The organism is Nonomuraea sp. IBHARD001 (assembly GCF_056106265.1).
Window position 1 is genome coordinate 593739 of record NZ_JBWBBW010000002.1, and the last position, 11613, is coordinate 605351.

The 11613-nt window shown below is 69.9% G+C and carries 14 protein-coding genes; 9 read left to right on the top strand and 5 right to left on the bottom strand.

The window, feature by feature from the left end:
- Window positions 1–37: 37 nt before the first annotated feature.
- From ACTWNK_RS04960 to cutA, 6 genes are all read left to right on the top strand, one after another.
- Window positions 38–427 (top strand): GntR family transcriptional regulator, encoded by a 390-nt coding sequence (locus ACTWNK_RS04960; RefSeq protein ID WP_474302318.1) that lies wholly within the window; start codon window positions 38–40, stop codon window positions 425–427.
- Window positions 424–1266 (top strand): ABC transporter ATP-binding protein, encoded by an 843-nt coding sequence (locus ACTWNK_RS04965; protein ID WP_474302319.1) that lies wholly within the window; start codon window positions 424–426, stop codon window positions 1264–1266. The genes ACTWNK_RS04960 and ACTWNK_RS04965 overlap by 4 nt, the downstream gene beginning before the upstream one ends.
- Window positions 1263–2165: a hypothetical protein gene (locus tag ACTWNK_RS04970; RefSeq protein WP_474302320.1), complete on the top strand. Its 903-nt coding sequence runs from the start codon at window positions 1263–1265 to the stop codon at window positions 2163–2165. Before ACTWNK_RS04965 ends, ACTWNK_RS04970 begins: the two co-directional genes overlap by 4 nt.
- A 59-nt stretch (window positions 2166–2224) precedes the next feature.
- On the top strand, window positions 2225–2497 hold the full coding sequence (locus ACTWNK_RS04975; protein ID WP_474302321.1) for a heavy-metal-associated domain-containing protein: 273 nt from the start codon (window positions 2225–2227) through the stop codon (window positions 2495–2497).
- A gap of 80 nt (window positions 2498–2577) precedes the next feature.
- Window positions 2578–4218, top strand: a complete 1641-nt coding sequence (locus ACTWNK_RS04980; protein WP_474302322.1) for an ABC-F family ATP-binding cassette domain-containing protein — start codon at window positions 2578–2580, stop codon at window positions 4216–4218.
- On the top strand, window positions 4215–4535 hold the full coding sequence (cutA, locus tag ACTWNK_RS04985) for a divalent-cation tolerance protein CutA (protein WP_474302323.1): 321 nt from the start codon (window positions 4215–4217) through the stop codon (window positions 4533–4535). Before ACTWNK_RS04980 ends, cutA begins: the two co-directional genes overlap by 4 nt.
- Here the strand turns inward: cutA and ACTWNK_RS04990 are convergent.
- On the bottom strand, window positions 4513–5145 hold the full coding sequence (locus ACTWNK_RS04990; protein WP_474302324.1) for a hypothetical protein: 633 nt from the start codon (window positions 5143–5145) through the stop codon (window positions 4513–4515). The genes cutA and ACTWNK_RS04990 overlap by 23 nt on opposite strands.
- Before the next feature lie 43 nt (window positions 5146–5188).
- The gene (locus tag ACTWNK_RS04995) at window positions 5189–6550 is read right to left on the bottom strand and encodes an MFS transporter (protein WP_474302325.1); all 1362 of its coding nucleotides are present in this window, start codon (window positions 6548–6550) and stop codon (window positions 5189–5191) included.
- Window positions 6551–6637: 87 nt separating this feature from the next.
- Between ACTWNK_RS04995 and ACTWNK_RS05000 the strand changes: the two genes are divergently transcribed.
- Together ACTWNK_RS05000 and ACTWNK_RS05005 are read left to right on the top strand one after the other, a co-directional pair.
- A complete protein-coding gene (locus ACTWNK_RS05000) occupies window positions 6638–7441 on the top strand; it encodes an SAM-dependent methyltransferase (protein ID WP_474302326.1) in 804 nt (267 codons plus the stop codon).
- Between the two features lie 80 nt (window positions 7442–7521).
- A complete protein-coding gene (locus ACTWNK_RS05005) occupies window positions 7522–8658 on the top strand; it encodes an amidohydrolase family protein (protein WP_474302327.1) in 1137 nt (378 codons plus the stop codon).
- Between the two features lie 160 nt (window positions 8659–8818).
- Here ACTWNK_RS05005 and ACTWNK_RS05010 read toward each other — a convergent pair whose 3' ends face one another.
- From ACTWNK_RS05010 to ACTWNK_RS05020, 3 genes are all read right to left on the bottom strand, one after another.
- Entirely contained in the window at window positions 8819–9448 is a 630-nt protein-coding gene (locus ACTWNK_RS05010; protein ID WP_474302328.1) for a maleylpyruvate isomerase N-terminal domain-containing protein, read from the bottom strand.
- Between the two features lie 424 nt (window positions 9449–9872).
- Entirely contained in the window at window positions 9873–10187 is a 315-nt protein-coding gene (locus ACTWNK_RS05015; RefSeq protein ID WP_474302329.1) for a DMT family transporter, read from the bottom strand.
- Window positions 10184–10828, bottom strand: coding sequence for an FMN-dependent NADH-azoreductase (locus tag ACTWNK_RS05020; protein ID WP_474302330.1), 645 nt, complete (start codon window positions 10826–10828; stop codon window positions 10184–10186). Before ACTWNK_RS05020 ends, ACTWNK_RS05015 begins: the two co-directional genes overlap by 4 nt.
- A 128-nt stretch (window positions 10829–10956) precedes the next feature.
- Here ACTWNK_RS05020 and ACTWNK_RS05025 point away from each other — a divergent pair, with 128 nt between their 5' ends.
- A complete protein-coding gene (locus ACTWNK_RS05025) occupies window positions 10957–11523 on the top strand; it encodes a helix-turn-helix domain-containing protein (RefSeq protein WP_474302331.1) in 567 nt (188 codons plus the stop codon).
- The last annotated feature ends 90 nt before the right edge of the window (window positions 11524–11613 follow it).

The following is an 11613-nucleotide window of genomic DNA, read 5'->3' on the forward strand; positions in this document are numbered from 1 at the left end:
ACCCTTTCACTAATTGATTAGTGAAAGGGTGTTTTTGGTGATCGTCTTTCAGCTCGACAGGGGGTCCGGGGTCGCGACCTATCTGCAGCTCGCCCACCAGGTCAGACAGGCCATGCGGCTCGGCCTGCTCAAGCCGGGCGACAAGCTGCCCACCGCCAAGGAGGTGGTCGACCTGCTGGCCATCAATCCCAACACGGTGCTGAAGGCCTACCGCGAACTGGAGCGCGAGGGGCTGGTCTCGGGCAGGCCGGGCATGGGCACGTTCGTACGGCGGACGGTGGGCGGCTCGGCCCCCGCCGACCAGGCCAGGCTGCGGGCCGTGCTCGACGACTGGGTGCGCGAGTGCCTGGAGGCGGGGCTCGACCAGGAGGACATGGCGGCGCTGTTCGCCGCCGTGCTCGCCGGAGCCGCGAGGAGGAGCGCATGAGCGGCGCGCTGGAGCTCTCGGGGGTCGGCGTGCGCCACCGGGGCAGGTGGGTGCTCAAGGACTGCTCGATGTCGTTGCCGCAGGGCAGGGTGGTGGCGCTGGTCGGGCCCAACGGCGCGGGCAAGTCGACGCTGCTGCACGTCGTGGCCGGACTGATGCGCCCCGACCGTGGGCAGGTGCGCGTCGCGGGCGAGGTGGCGTTCATGGCGCAGGACCGGCCGCTCTACGACGGGCTGACGGTCGCCGAGACGCTGACCATGGCCGAGCGGCTCAACACCCGCTGGGACCGGCGCGCGGCCGAGGACAGGCTCGCCCGGCTGCGTATCCCGCTCGGCGACCGGGTGGGCAGGCTGTCGGGCGGGCAGCGGGCCCAGGTGGCGCTGAGCCTCGCTCTCGGCAGGCGGCCGGACGTGCTCGTCCTGGACGAACCTCTGGCCAGCCTCGACCCGCTGGCCAGGCACGACATCATGCGCATGCTCATGGTCGCGGTCGCCGAGCAGGAGATGACGGTCGTGCTCTCCTCGCACGTCGTCTCCGACCTCGTCGAGACCTGCGACTGGCTGGTCGTGCTCAACGAGGGCCGTGTCCAGGTGACGGGCGACATCGAGGACCTGCTGGCCGGGCACCGCTCGCTGACGGGCCCGGTCGAACTGGCCGAAGGGGTGCCGGCCGTGGCCTCGACCGTGTCGGGCGGCCAGGCCACCCTGCTGGTACGCACGTCGCGGCCGGTGGCCGACCCCCGCTGGGTGGTGCGTCCCGTCACGCTCGACGATCTGGTGATGGCCTATCTGCGCAGCCCCGGCAGCGCCGCGCTACCCGCTCCGGTGAGGGTCTCGTGATCTGGCTGACGCTGCGCCAGCACCGAGGGCAGATCGTGGTGACCTGCGGTCTGCTGTTCGTGCTCGGCGTCGCACTGCTCCTCTCGCGTCTGGAGGCGGCCGGGCACGTGGGCGACCCCGGTGCGCTCGCGTCGCGCTACGGGCTGGTCTACTCGGTGTTCGGCTGGATGCCGCTCGTCGCGCCCGCGCTGATCGGGGCGTTCTGGGGTGCGCCGCTGCTCGGCAGGGAGCACGAACGCGGCACGCATCGGCTGGTCTGGACCCAGGGCGTGTCGCGACTGCGGTGGATCACCGTCAAGCTGGTGCTGCTCGGTGTCCTCGTCGTGCTGCTGGGTCTCGCGCTGTCCGGCATGGTGGGCTGGTGGCGGCAGGTGTTCCGCAGTGACGTCTTCGGCAATCCGGGCACGTTCAACATGCTCGGCGTCGCGCCCGCCGCCTGGTGGTTGTTCGCGTTCATGCTGGGCGCGGCGTCGGGTGCGCTGCTGCGCCGGGTGCTGCCTGCGATGGCACTGGTGCTCGCCGGTGTCACGGTGGCGATGATGGCCCTGCTCAACCTCAGCGACCACTACGCCGAGCCGACCAGGCTGGTCGCCGCCGATGTCACCGACGTTCTCACCGGCGATGTCAGGCTTGTCGGCAGGGCCTGGCTGACCCCGTCGGGCGAGCAGGTGGCCGAGCCGCCTGCGGCGTTGTGCCCGACCGAGGGCGCCGAGCGCAGTGCGCTGGCCCACGAGGCCTATGAGAAGTGCGTGGTGGGCAAGGGGTACGCGCAGGTCGTCTCCTTCCACGGACCTGAGCGGTTCTGGCGCTTCCAGTGGACCGAGGCGGGCATCCTGCTGGGTGGCGCGGTGCTGCTCGGCGGACTCGCGGTGGGTGTGACGCTGCGCACGAGAGCGTGACTTTACCCCTGGGGGGTATATAGTGGCCGCATATCGCGTCGATGAGTGAGGAGTGTGCGATGACCGTCACCACGTACCAGGTCGAGGGCATGACCTGTGGCCACTGCGTGAGCTCCGTGAGCGCCGAGGTCGGCAAGGTGCCGGGTGTGAGCGGCGTGCAGGTCGACCTGGCCGCCAAGGCCGTCACCGTGACCAGCGCCGACGTGCTCGACGACGCCGCGATCGACGCCGCCGTGACCGAGGCGGGCTATGAGCTGGCCGGACGCAGTGCGCCCGTGGTCGAGCTGGCCCAGGCCGGAGGGTCGTGCTGCGGTGGCGGCGGCTGCCACTGACCGCACGCCACCGCCCCGCCGTACCTTCCAGGGGTATGGCGGGGCGGTCGTGTTCCCGGGCTGTGACAGCATGAGGACACATGGGAGCAACGATCGTCGCGAAGGGACTCGCGGCCGGACATGGTGAGCGGGTCCTGTTCTCCGGGCTCGACGTGGTGGTGCCGCCCGGCGACGTGGTGGGGCTGGTGGGGGCCAACGGGGCGGGCAAATCGACGTTGCTGCGCCTGCTGGCCGGGCTCGACACGCCCGAGGACGGCGAGATCAGGCTGACACCGCCCACCGCCCTGGTCGGGCACCTGCCGCAGGAGCCGGAGCGGCGTCAGGGCGAGAGCGTCAGGCAGTTCCTGGCCAGGCGCACCGGCGTGAGCGGCGCCCAGGCCGAACTCGACGCCGCCACCCAGGACCTCGTCGAATCGACGCCGGGCGCCGACGACAGGTACAGCGAGGCGCTGGAGCGCTGGCTGGCACTCGGCGCGGCCGACCTCGACGAACGCGCGGCCGAGGTGACGGCGGAACTCGGGCTCACCGTCGACCTCGACCAGCTGATGACGTCGCTGTCCGGCGGTCAGGCCGCCAGGGCCGGGCTCGCCTCGTTGCTGCTCAGCCGCTACGACGTCTTCCTGCTCGACGAGCCGACCAACGACCTCGACCTGGACGGCCTGGAGCGGCTGGAGAAGTTCGTCACGGGACTGCGCGCGGCCACCGTGCTGGTCAGCCACGACCGCGAGTTCCTGGCCAGGACCGTCACGAGAGTCGTCGAACTCGACCTGGCCCAGCAGCAGGTACGCGTGTACGGCGGCGGCTACGCGGCCTACCTGGAGGAGCGCGAGGTCGCCCGCAGGCATGCGCGCGAGGCCTACGAGGAATACGCCGACACCAAGGCCGCCCTGGAGGCGCGCGGCCGTACCCAGCGCGCCTGGATGGAGAAGGGCGTCAAGAACGCCAGACGCAAGATGCCGGACAACGACAAGATCGGGCGCAACGCCCGGGTCGAGACGACGGAGAAGCAGGCGGCCAAGGCCAGGCAGACCGAGAAGATGATCGAGCGCCTCGATGTCGTCGAGGAGCCGCGCAAGGAGTGGGAGCTGCGCATGGAGATCGCGGCGGCTCCCCGCGCGGGCGCGGTCGTGGCCACCCTGCGCGGCGCCGTCGTCAGCCGGGGCTCCTTCACACTCGGGCCCGTCGACCTGCAGATCGGCTGGGCCGAGCGGGTGGCGATCACCGGGGCCAACGGCTCGGGCAAGACCACACTGCTGGCCGCCCTGCTCGGCCGCGCCGAACTCGCGCAGGGGCATGCCTCGCTCGGGCCCGGCGTCGTGGTCGGCGAGGTGGACCAGGCGCGCGGGCTGTTCCTCGGCGAGGAGGCGCTGCTGGAGGCGTTCGAGCGGGAGGTGCCCGAGCTGGCTCCCGCCGACGTGCGCACGCTGCTGGCCAAGTTCGGGCTGAAGGCGCTGCACGTGCTGCGTCCGGCCGCGACGCTCTCGCCCGGCGAGCGCACCCGGGCCGCGCTCGCGCTGCTGCAGGCCAGAGGGGTCAACCTGCTCGTGCTCGACGAGCCGACCAACCATCTCGACCTGGTCGCCATCGAGCAGCTCGAATCGGCGCTCGCCCAGTACCCGGGCACGCTGTTGCTGGTCACCCACGACCGGCGCATGCTCAAGGCGGTGCAGGTCAACCGGCGTCTCGAAGTCGACGCCGGACAGGTGAGGGAGTCGCGGTGACGGACTACGTGGAGATCAGGGTCGCCTGTGCCAGCAGGGAGGAGGCGCAGACGATCGCGGAACTGGTGGTCGGCAGGCGCCACGCCGCCTGCGCGCAGACCCTCGGACCGATCACGTCCACGTACTGGTGGCAGGAGCGCATGCACACCTCCGAGGAGTGGCTGCTGCTGCTCAAGACCACCCTCGACCGCTTCGGCGACGTCGCGGGCAGCGTGCGGGAGGCGCACTCCTACGAGACGCCGGAGATCGTCGCGGTGCCGATCGCGGCCGGGGCCGGGGACTACCTGGACTGGATCAGGACGACGACGGAGAAGTAGCCCAGAGGCAGTCCTGCCGCCGCGGGAGGCGCAGGACGCCTTCGAGGAACGAGCTGTCGTCCTCGATGTAGATGTAGACCAGGCCGGGAGTCCGTTCGCTCAGCGGGACGGGCCTGATGGTGTCGTCCGCGGTCAGGACGAGCAGGCCCAGCGCCAGTGCGAGCGCCGCCCGCCTGTGCTTCGGCGTCAGGGGCGGCCGGGGCGGCGCGGGCAGCCTGGCCAGGTCCCAGGCGTCGAGCCAGCCCTCGGCCGCCGCCGCGATCACCAGGCACGGGGCGGCCAGTATGAGAAGGACGTCGTCCCACATCTGTGCTTGCGTGCCGAGCCCGTCCAGCCCGATCGACGCCACGAGTGCCAGCAGGACGATGCCGCCGCCCACGACGTGCACGCGGGCCGTAGGCCGGAGAGCGGCCAGCCAGGCCGTCATGACGACGAGCGCGGCGACCGGCCATCTGATCAGTTCGGCGAAGGCGGTCACGGCCAGGTGGCCGGTCGCCTCCGTGCCGGGCAGGCAGTCCAGGTCGCTCAGGTGGCTCAGATGGCTCAGGAGCGGCAGTCCGGCCGCCAGCATGGCGGCCGACCACCACAACGCGGTACGCGGGGGATGCACCCACGGCACCTTAGCCATCAAGGGGGACAAATCCCTGCGACCGTCAGGCCGCCGGAGTCGCCTCACGGTCGAGGTCGGCTGCCGGGCTCGGGATCACGCGCCGCCGTACGGCCAGGCCGAAGGCCACCACCAGCAGGCCGAACACACCGGACACCACGAACGGACCGGCGGGCCGCCATACGTCGTAGAGCACCCCGCCCAGCGCCGAGACGATCATGATGCCCGCCGCGCCGAACAGCGTGTGCACCCCGAACGCCGAACCCCTGAACTCGGCGGGCGCCTGCTGGGCCAGGAGCGGCCCCGCGGTCGTGATCCCGGCGATCTCGCCGACGCCGATGAGCACCGCGACGACCATCATCCCCGAGCCGAGCGGATCGGACACGAGCAGCGTCGACAGGTACGCCAGCGCGGCGACGAGCTGCGCCACGATGACGAGGTTCTCCCTGCGCATCCGGTCGCCCAGCCAGCCGAACACCGGCGCGCACAGCAGGGCGACCGTCTGCGAGATGCCCACGACCGCGCCCGCCCTGGCCAGGGCTTCGGCGCTGGACATACCGCGCTCGGCGGTGGCGAAGTCGACGATCCACAACGTCATGAACCCGACCACCACCGCCAGGTCGGCCCGTGCGACGAAGGAGGCGGCGTAGGAGAGGGCGACACCGGGGTCGCGGGCCAGTGCCAGCCCTTCGCGCACCAGCCGGGGCAGCGGCGTGCGCGGCCCGCTCGTGCTCACCCTGACCGGCGAGAGCGAGAGCCACAGCAGCCCGGCCACCAGGACGGTCGCCGCGGCGATGAGCAGGAAGGCCACCCGCGTCGCCGACACCGCGTCGAACCCGGCGGCCTCGAACGTCCCGGGCAGCCGTACGATCACCAGCACCGCGATCACGGCGCCGAGCCCGCCGAACACGCCGATCAGGCCGTAGGACTTGCCGCGCGAGCGGCTGCGCACATAGTCGATGGCGATCGTGGACAGCATGGCGTTGAGCGCGGCCACGCCGAGCCCGAACACCACGCGGAGTGCGACGAGCACCGCCGTACTGGCCGCGAACGGGAACAGGGCGATGCCGATCGCGCACAACACCAGTCCGAAGACGACGACGGGCCTGCGGCCGAAGCGGTCGGCGAGCGCGCCGTACCAGGCCAGGCTGAGGATCATCGCCAGTTCGGCCGCGAACCCGAGCAGGCCGACGACTCGGCCCTGGGCATTTTCCGGTACGCCGAGGATCGTGGTGAGGATGTGCGGCTGGGTGGACGGCAGGAACGAGATCACCGCCGTCGCCGCCGTCGCCATGCCCAGCAGGGCCCACATGTTGCCCTTGGAGATGCCGTCGGCGAGATGTGTCCCGAGTACGCGGGAAGTCCTGGTGGGGGCGCCGAGCTCGTGCGGGGAAGCGGATTCGGCCATGCGACAGATCATGACATCGGCAAGATCACTGGCTCTAGGCCCAAATTCTCGATATATCAGTATTCGACTGATGGAGGAAAAGTGGACGTGACCAAAGTTGGTGACGGGTTCAACCCGAATATTCCAAATGTCGCACGGATGTATGACTACTTTCTTGGCGGCAAAGACAACCTGCCTGTTGACAGGGCCGCAGCGGAGAAGATCCTGCGATTCGTCCCCGAGATTCCGATCGGCGCACGGGAGAACCGTGACTTCCTCGGCCGTGCCGTGCGCTTCCTCGCCAAGCAGGGCATCAGGCAGTTCCTCGACATCGGGGCCGGGCTGCCCACCCAGCGCAACGTGCACCAGGTGGCCGCCGAGGTGGCGCCCGACGCGCGTACCGTCTACGTCGACAACGATCCCCAGGTTCTCGTGCACGCCAGGGCGCTGCTGCAGGACAGCCCGCAGGTGCTCGTCGTCGACGGCGACCTGCGGCGGCCCCGGGACATCCTGACCGATCCCCGCGTGCGCGACCACCTCGACTTCCGCCAGCCCGTCGCCGTGCTGCTGCTGGCCATCATGCACTTCGTGCCCGACACGGCCGACCCCAAAGGCATCATCGACACCGTGCGCGCCGAGATCCCCTCGGGCAGCTACCTCGCCCTCTCCCATGTCGCCGTCGATGCCAGGCCGGAGGTCGCGCCCGGGGTCGAACGGGTGTACCGAGGGGCGTCCGCACAGTTCGTCTCGCGGTTGTCGCACGAGATCGGGCCGTTCTTCGAGGGGTTCGAGCTGGTCGATCCCGGTCTGGTGGACCTGCACGAATGGCGACCGGACGTCGACAAGGGCCTGGCCAGGGTGCCGCCGGGCGCGCACTCCTACTTCCTGTGCGGGGTCGGGCTCAAGGCGTGAGATCCGCGGGCGTTGAGCTGCGCTGTGTTGAGCAGGGGGATACCCATGCGTTGTGACCTGCGAAGGAGCACAGTGGAACCATGCACGCACTACGCGCTGAGCGGGTCTTCGACGGCTATCGCCTCCTCGACGAGCATCTCGTCCCCATCGACGGCTCCCGCATCGCGATCTCGGCAGGCGACGATCCCGACATCACCGACCTGGGCGATGTGACGCTGCTGCCCGGCCTGATCGACACACACGTCCACCTCGTCTTCGACGCCGGCGACGATCCCGTCTCCCGGATCGGCGTGCCGGACGACGTCCTGGTCGCCCGCATGCGCGAAGCCGCCAAGCAGCACCTCGACGCGGGCGTCACCACGATCCGCGACCTCGGCGACCGCGACTACCTCGCCTCGCGTCTCGGCCTCGGCCCCTACGAAGGGCCGGAGATCCTGGCCGCCGGACCGCCGATCACCACCACACGCGGCCACTGCTGGTTCCTCGGCGGCGAGGCCGACGACGAGAAGGCCATCCGCGACGTCGTACGCCGCCACGCCGACAACGGCGTCCAGGTGATCAAGATGATGGTGACGGGCGGCGAGATGACCCCCGGCACCTTTTCGCACCTCAGCCAGTACCGCCTGCCGCACCTGCGCGCCGCCGTCGACGAGGCGCACTCCCACGGTCTGCCCATCGCCGCGCACGCCCACTGCGCCACCGGCATAGCCGACGCGCTGACGGCCGGGTTCGACACCATCGAGCACTGCACATTCCTCAGCGAGGACGGCCTAACCGCCGACCCCGCCCTGCTGCACCGCCTGGCCGAGAGCGGCGTCTTCGCCTCCCTCACCCTCGGCGTCGTCCAGGGCCCCACTCCACTCCCGCCGAGATTCGTCCAACTCCGCCCCGCCCTGACCGCCCTGCTCCGCGCCCAACGCCAGGCCGGCACCCGCGTCGTCATCGGCACGGACGCCGGGATCAACCCCTCCAAACCACACGGGCTGCTGCCGTACGGCGCGCAGATGATGGTGGAGGCCGGCGGGTTCACCCCCCTGGAGACGTTGCGCGCGATCACGTCGGAGGCGGCGCACGCGTGCTGGGCGGGGGAACGTAAGGGCGTCATCGCACCTGGGTACGACGCTGATCTGGTCGCGGTGGAGGGTGATCCCACGCGGGACATCACGGCGTTGCTGCGACCGGTGGCGGTGTTCCGCAACGGGGTTCGGGTGCGGTGAGCTGACGGGGTTGTCGGTTTTGGGGGAGGGGGTGCGGCTCGGGGGCGGTGGGGGCGATGGGTGTGGGTGTGGGTGTGGTGAGTGTGTTGGATGTGTCGCTGGGCAGAGTGCGCTGATCGGTTCCGGACGTGTCCCGGGTGGGAGTGGCGGTGCCGTTGGGTCAGAGCGCGCTGATCGTTCCCTCGGTTCTTTCGGAACGGCTGAGCGCACGCAGGACCGGGAGGACGCCGTGCCGGTGTACGGCCAGTCGCGAGAGCAGGTCGATGACCGGCGTGTTCACGTCATCCGGCAGGCTGGGCGTCGGCACTCCCACGCTTACCGCCAGGTCGTCGTTGTGTACGGCGATCTCCATCATCCGGGTGACGAGGAAGTCGTCGAGCTTCAGCGCCCATTGCGTCCACGTCAGGCGTACCACCCGGTCGCTCGGCTCCTCGGCCAGCGCCTGCCGCAGATCGGCGAGCGCCTCCTCTGCTCGCCGCGCCACGGCCTCGGGCCCGTCCTGGGCCGCCTGCTCGCCGTTCTTGCGCGTTCTGACGTTCGGCTCGTCGTCGACATCCGCCTTCACCCATGCCGACCGGAGGTAGTGCTCGACCAGGCTGATCGGCTCGGAGTCCGTCGGCTCGTTCAGGAGAAGCCTGGCCTGCAGCACCTGATTGCCGAGATGCGCGGCGAGTCCACCCACGGAGTAGTCGGCCAACGCACTGGGCTGCTCCCACTGCCTGACGACGGCCGGCTCACGAAGCAGCCCAACCGCAACCGCCGCCGCCGCGAGGTACGAGTCTCTGATCATGCTCGCAGGGTACTCCCGTGGCTTTGGGAGCTGGAGGGACGGGGTGAGGTGAGTCTGAGGGCTGGTGGCGAGGTGGATTTGAGGGGTGAGGTGAGCTTGAGGCTCGGGTGGTGAGGTGGGCTTTGGGGTGGGGCGAGGGGCGTGCCCGGGACGGTCGCGGGGAGGCGTGCGAGGTAAGCGGATTTTTGAGCCATCGTTCGAGCGGAGCTTCGAGCGGACTGCTAACTGCCTCCGACGATCACGACATACCGGACTTGTCTCCACAAAAAACCCAGGTCGACCCCTGCGAGACCCCCGGCCAAACCCCTACGCCCGCCCCCTGGCGCTCGCCCCTCACACCCGCCCGCCCACGGTGTGACCCTCGCCGGGAGAACGATCCCGCCCACCGCGACCGCCCCCTCGCGGCTGCACCCTCACGCCCGCCCTACGCCGTGACCTTGGCCAAAACGATCCCGCCCACGATGAGGGCCAAGGCTGCCAGCCGCCCGATGGACACAGGGTCGTCGTTGAGCCAGATGCCAAGACCGATCGCGCCCACCGCGCCGATCCCGGTGAACACGGCGTACGCGGTGCCGACCGGAATGCTGTTCATCGCCTTGGACAGCAGGAACACGGCCAAGGCCATCAGCGCGAGCGAGACCAGCGTGGGCCAGAGCCGGGTGAAGTTCTCGGTCGGCCTGATGCTCTGCGACCACGCGATCTCGACCAGCCCGGCGAGCAGCAGCATGACCCAGTTCATGCCGTGGACACCTCCCTGATCGCAACCCGCGCGGCGGCCAGCGACTCCTCATGCCGCCCCCGCAGATGCGCGATCACCGGATCGATCACCGTATTGGCCAGCTCGGCATGAACGAACGCCACGTCCTCCACCGCGAAATGCCCCCGGAAGAAGTCACGCAGGTACCGCTCCTGATGCTCGACCGCCTCCTTGGCCGACCCGGGCCCATAAACCCCTCCCCGCGCACTCGCGACCACGAATCTGCGCCCCACGAGCGACATCCGGGGAAAGGTGATCTGGTCGAGCCAGGCCTTGAGCGAGGAGGGAATCGAATAGTTGTACATCGGCGTCCCGATGAGAATCACATCGGCCGCGACCACCTCGTCCAGCATCGGCGCAAGAATGTCCCACGCGGTCTTCTGGTCGGGCGTACGCGCCGCCTCGCCGTACCGTGCGATGTCGGTGATCTGCTCTGCCATCACGTAGTCGCACAACTCGGTCCACGCCTGCGTGATATGTGGGACGGGCTCCGCCGCGAGGTCCCGGTAAACGTACGCGCCGTCCGGATGCGCCTTCCGCCATTCCTCGGCATAGGCCGCCGACAACTCCCGCGAGAACGACCCCCGCCGGGCACTGGCATCCAGATGCAACAGATTCGCCATGACTCCCACACCCCTCGACCCGCTCTATGTGGACACGCTGTCCACTTCTGTACGGTAGCCCACAAGTGGACACGGTGTCCACATAGGCCACCCAGAAAGTGGACACGGTGTCCGGATATGCTGGCCGCATGGAGAGAGCCGACGCCGCCCGTAACCGGGCCAGGATCCTGGTGGCCGCCGAGGAGTTGTTCGCGATCAAGGGGGCGCCGAACGTCACCATGGACGACATCGCGCGAGCCGCCGGAGTCGGCCGAGGCACCCTGTACCGCCGCTATCCAGACCGTGCGGCCATCGCCATCGCCCTGCTGGACGTACACGAACGACGCCTCCAGGACGAACTGATCCGAGGCGAACCACCTCTCGGCCCCGGAGCGCCGCCCGGCGAGCGGTTGGCCGCCTTCTACGCGGCGATGTCCGGCCTCTTGGAGGAGCACTCGCACCTGGTACTGGGCGCCGAGACCGGCCGGTCGCGGTTCGAGACAGGGGCCTACGGCTTCTGGCGGGTCCATGTGCACGCACTGCTGCTGGCGGGAGGAGTGGAGCCGTCCGACGCCCTGGTGGACGTCCTGCTGGCGCCGCTGGCACCTGACGTGTACGGCTACCAGCGAGAGGAGAGGGGCCTCAGCCAGGCACGAGTCATCGAAGCCCTCGAACAACTGGCCAAAGGGGTGTTCGGCGCCTCCCGAGACGCATAGGAACAGCCGCCGACCCGACCAAGTCGGCCGACGTACGGCCGTGCCAGAGCCGGGACACCGGGAGTCGCCGCCGGACCGGGTCGCTCAGTC

What these genes read in the sequence shown, in the direction of transcription:
- ACTWNK_RS04965 (WP_474302319.1), top strand. Translation starts at nt 424, where the DNA reads ATGAGCGGCGCGCTGGAGCTCTCGGGGGTCGGCGTGCGCCACCGGGGC.
- ACTWNK_RS04975 (WP_474302321.1), top strand. Translation starts at nt 2,225, where the DNA reads ATGACCGTCACCACGTACCAGGTCGAGGGCATGACCTGTGGCCACTGC.
- ACTWNK_RS04980 (WP_474302322.1), top strand. Translation starts at nt 2,578, where the DNA reads ATGGGAGCAACGATCGTCGCGAAGGGACTCGCGGCCGGACATGGTGAG.
- ACTWNK_RS04995 (WP_474302325.1), bottom strand. Translation starts at nt 6,550, where the DNA reads ATGGCCGAATCCGCTTCCCCGCACGAGCTCGGCGCCCCCACCAGGACT.
- ACTWNK_RS05005 (WP_474302327.1), top strand. Translation starts at nt 7,522, where the DNA reads ATGCACGCACTACGCGCTGAGCGGGTCTTCGACGGCTATCGCCTCCTC.
- ACTWNK_RS05010 (WP_474302328.1), bottom strand. Translation starts at nt 9,448, where the DNA reads ATGATCAGAGACTCGTACCTCGCGGCGGCGGCGGTTGCGGTTGGGCTG.
- ACTWNK_RS05015 (WP_474302329.1), bottom strand. Translation starts at nt 10,187, where the DNA reads ATGAACTGGGTCATGCTGCTGCTCGCCGGGCTGGTCGAGATCGCGTGG.
- ACTWNK_RS05020 (WP_474302330.1), bottom strand. Translation starts at nt 10,828, where the DNA reads ATGGCGAATCTGTTGCATCTGGATGCCAGTGCCCGGCGGGGGTCGTTC.
- ACTWNK_RS05025 (WP_474302331.1), top strand. Translation starts at nt 10,957, where the DNA reads ATGGAGAGAGCCGACGCCGCCCGTAACCGGGCCAGGATCCTGGTGGCC.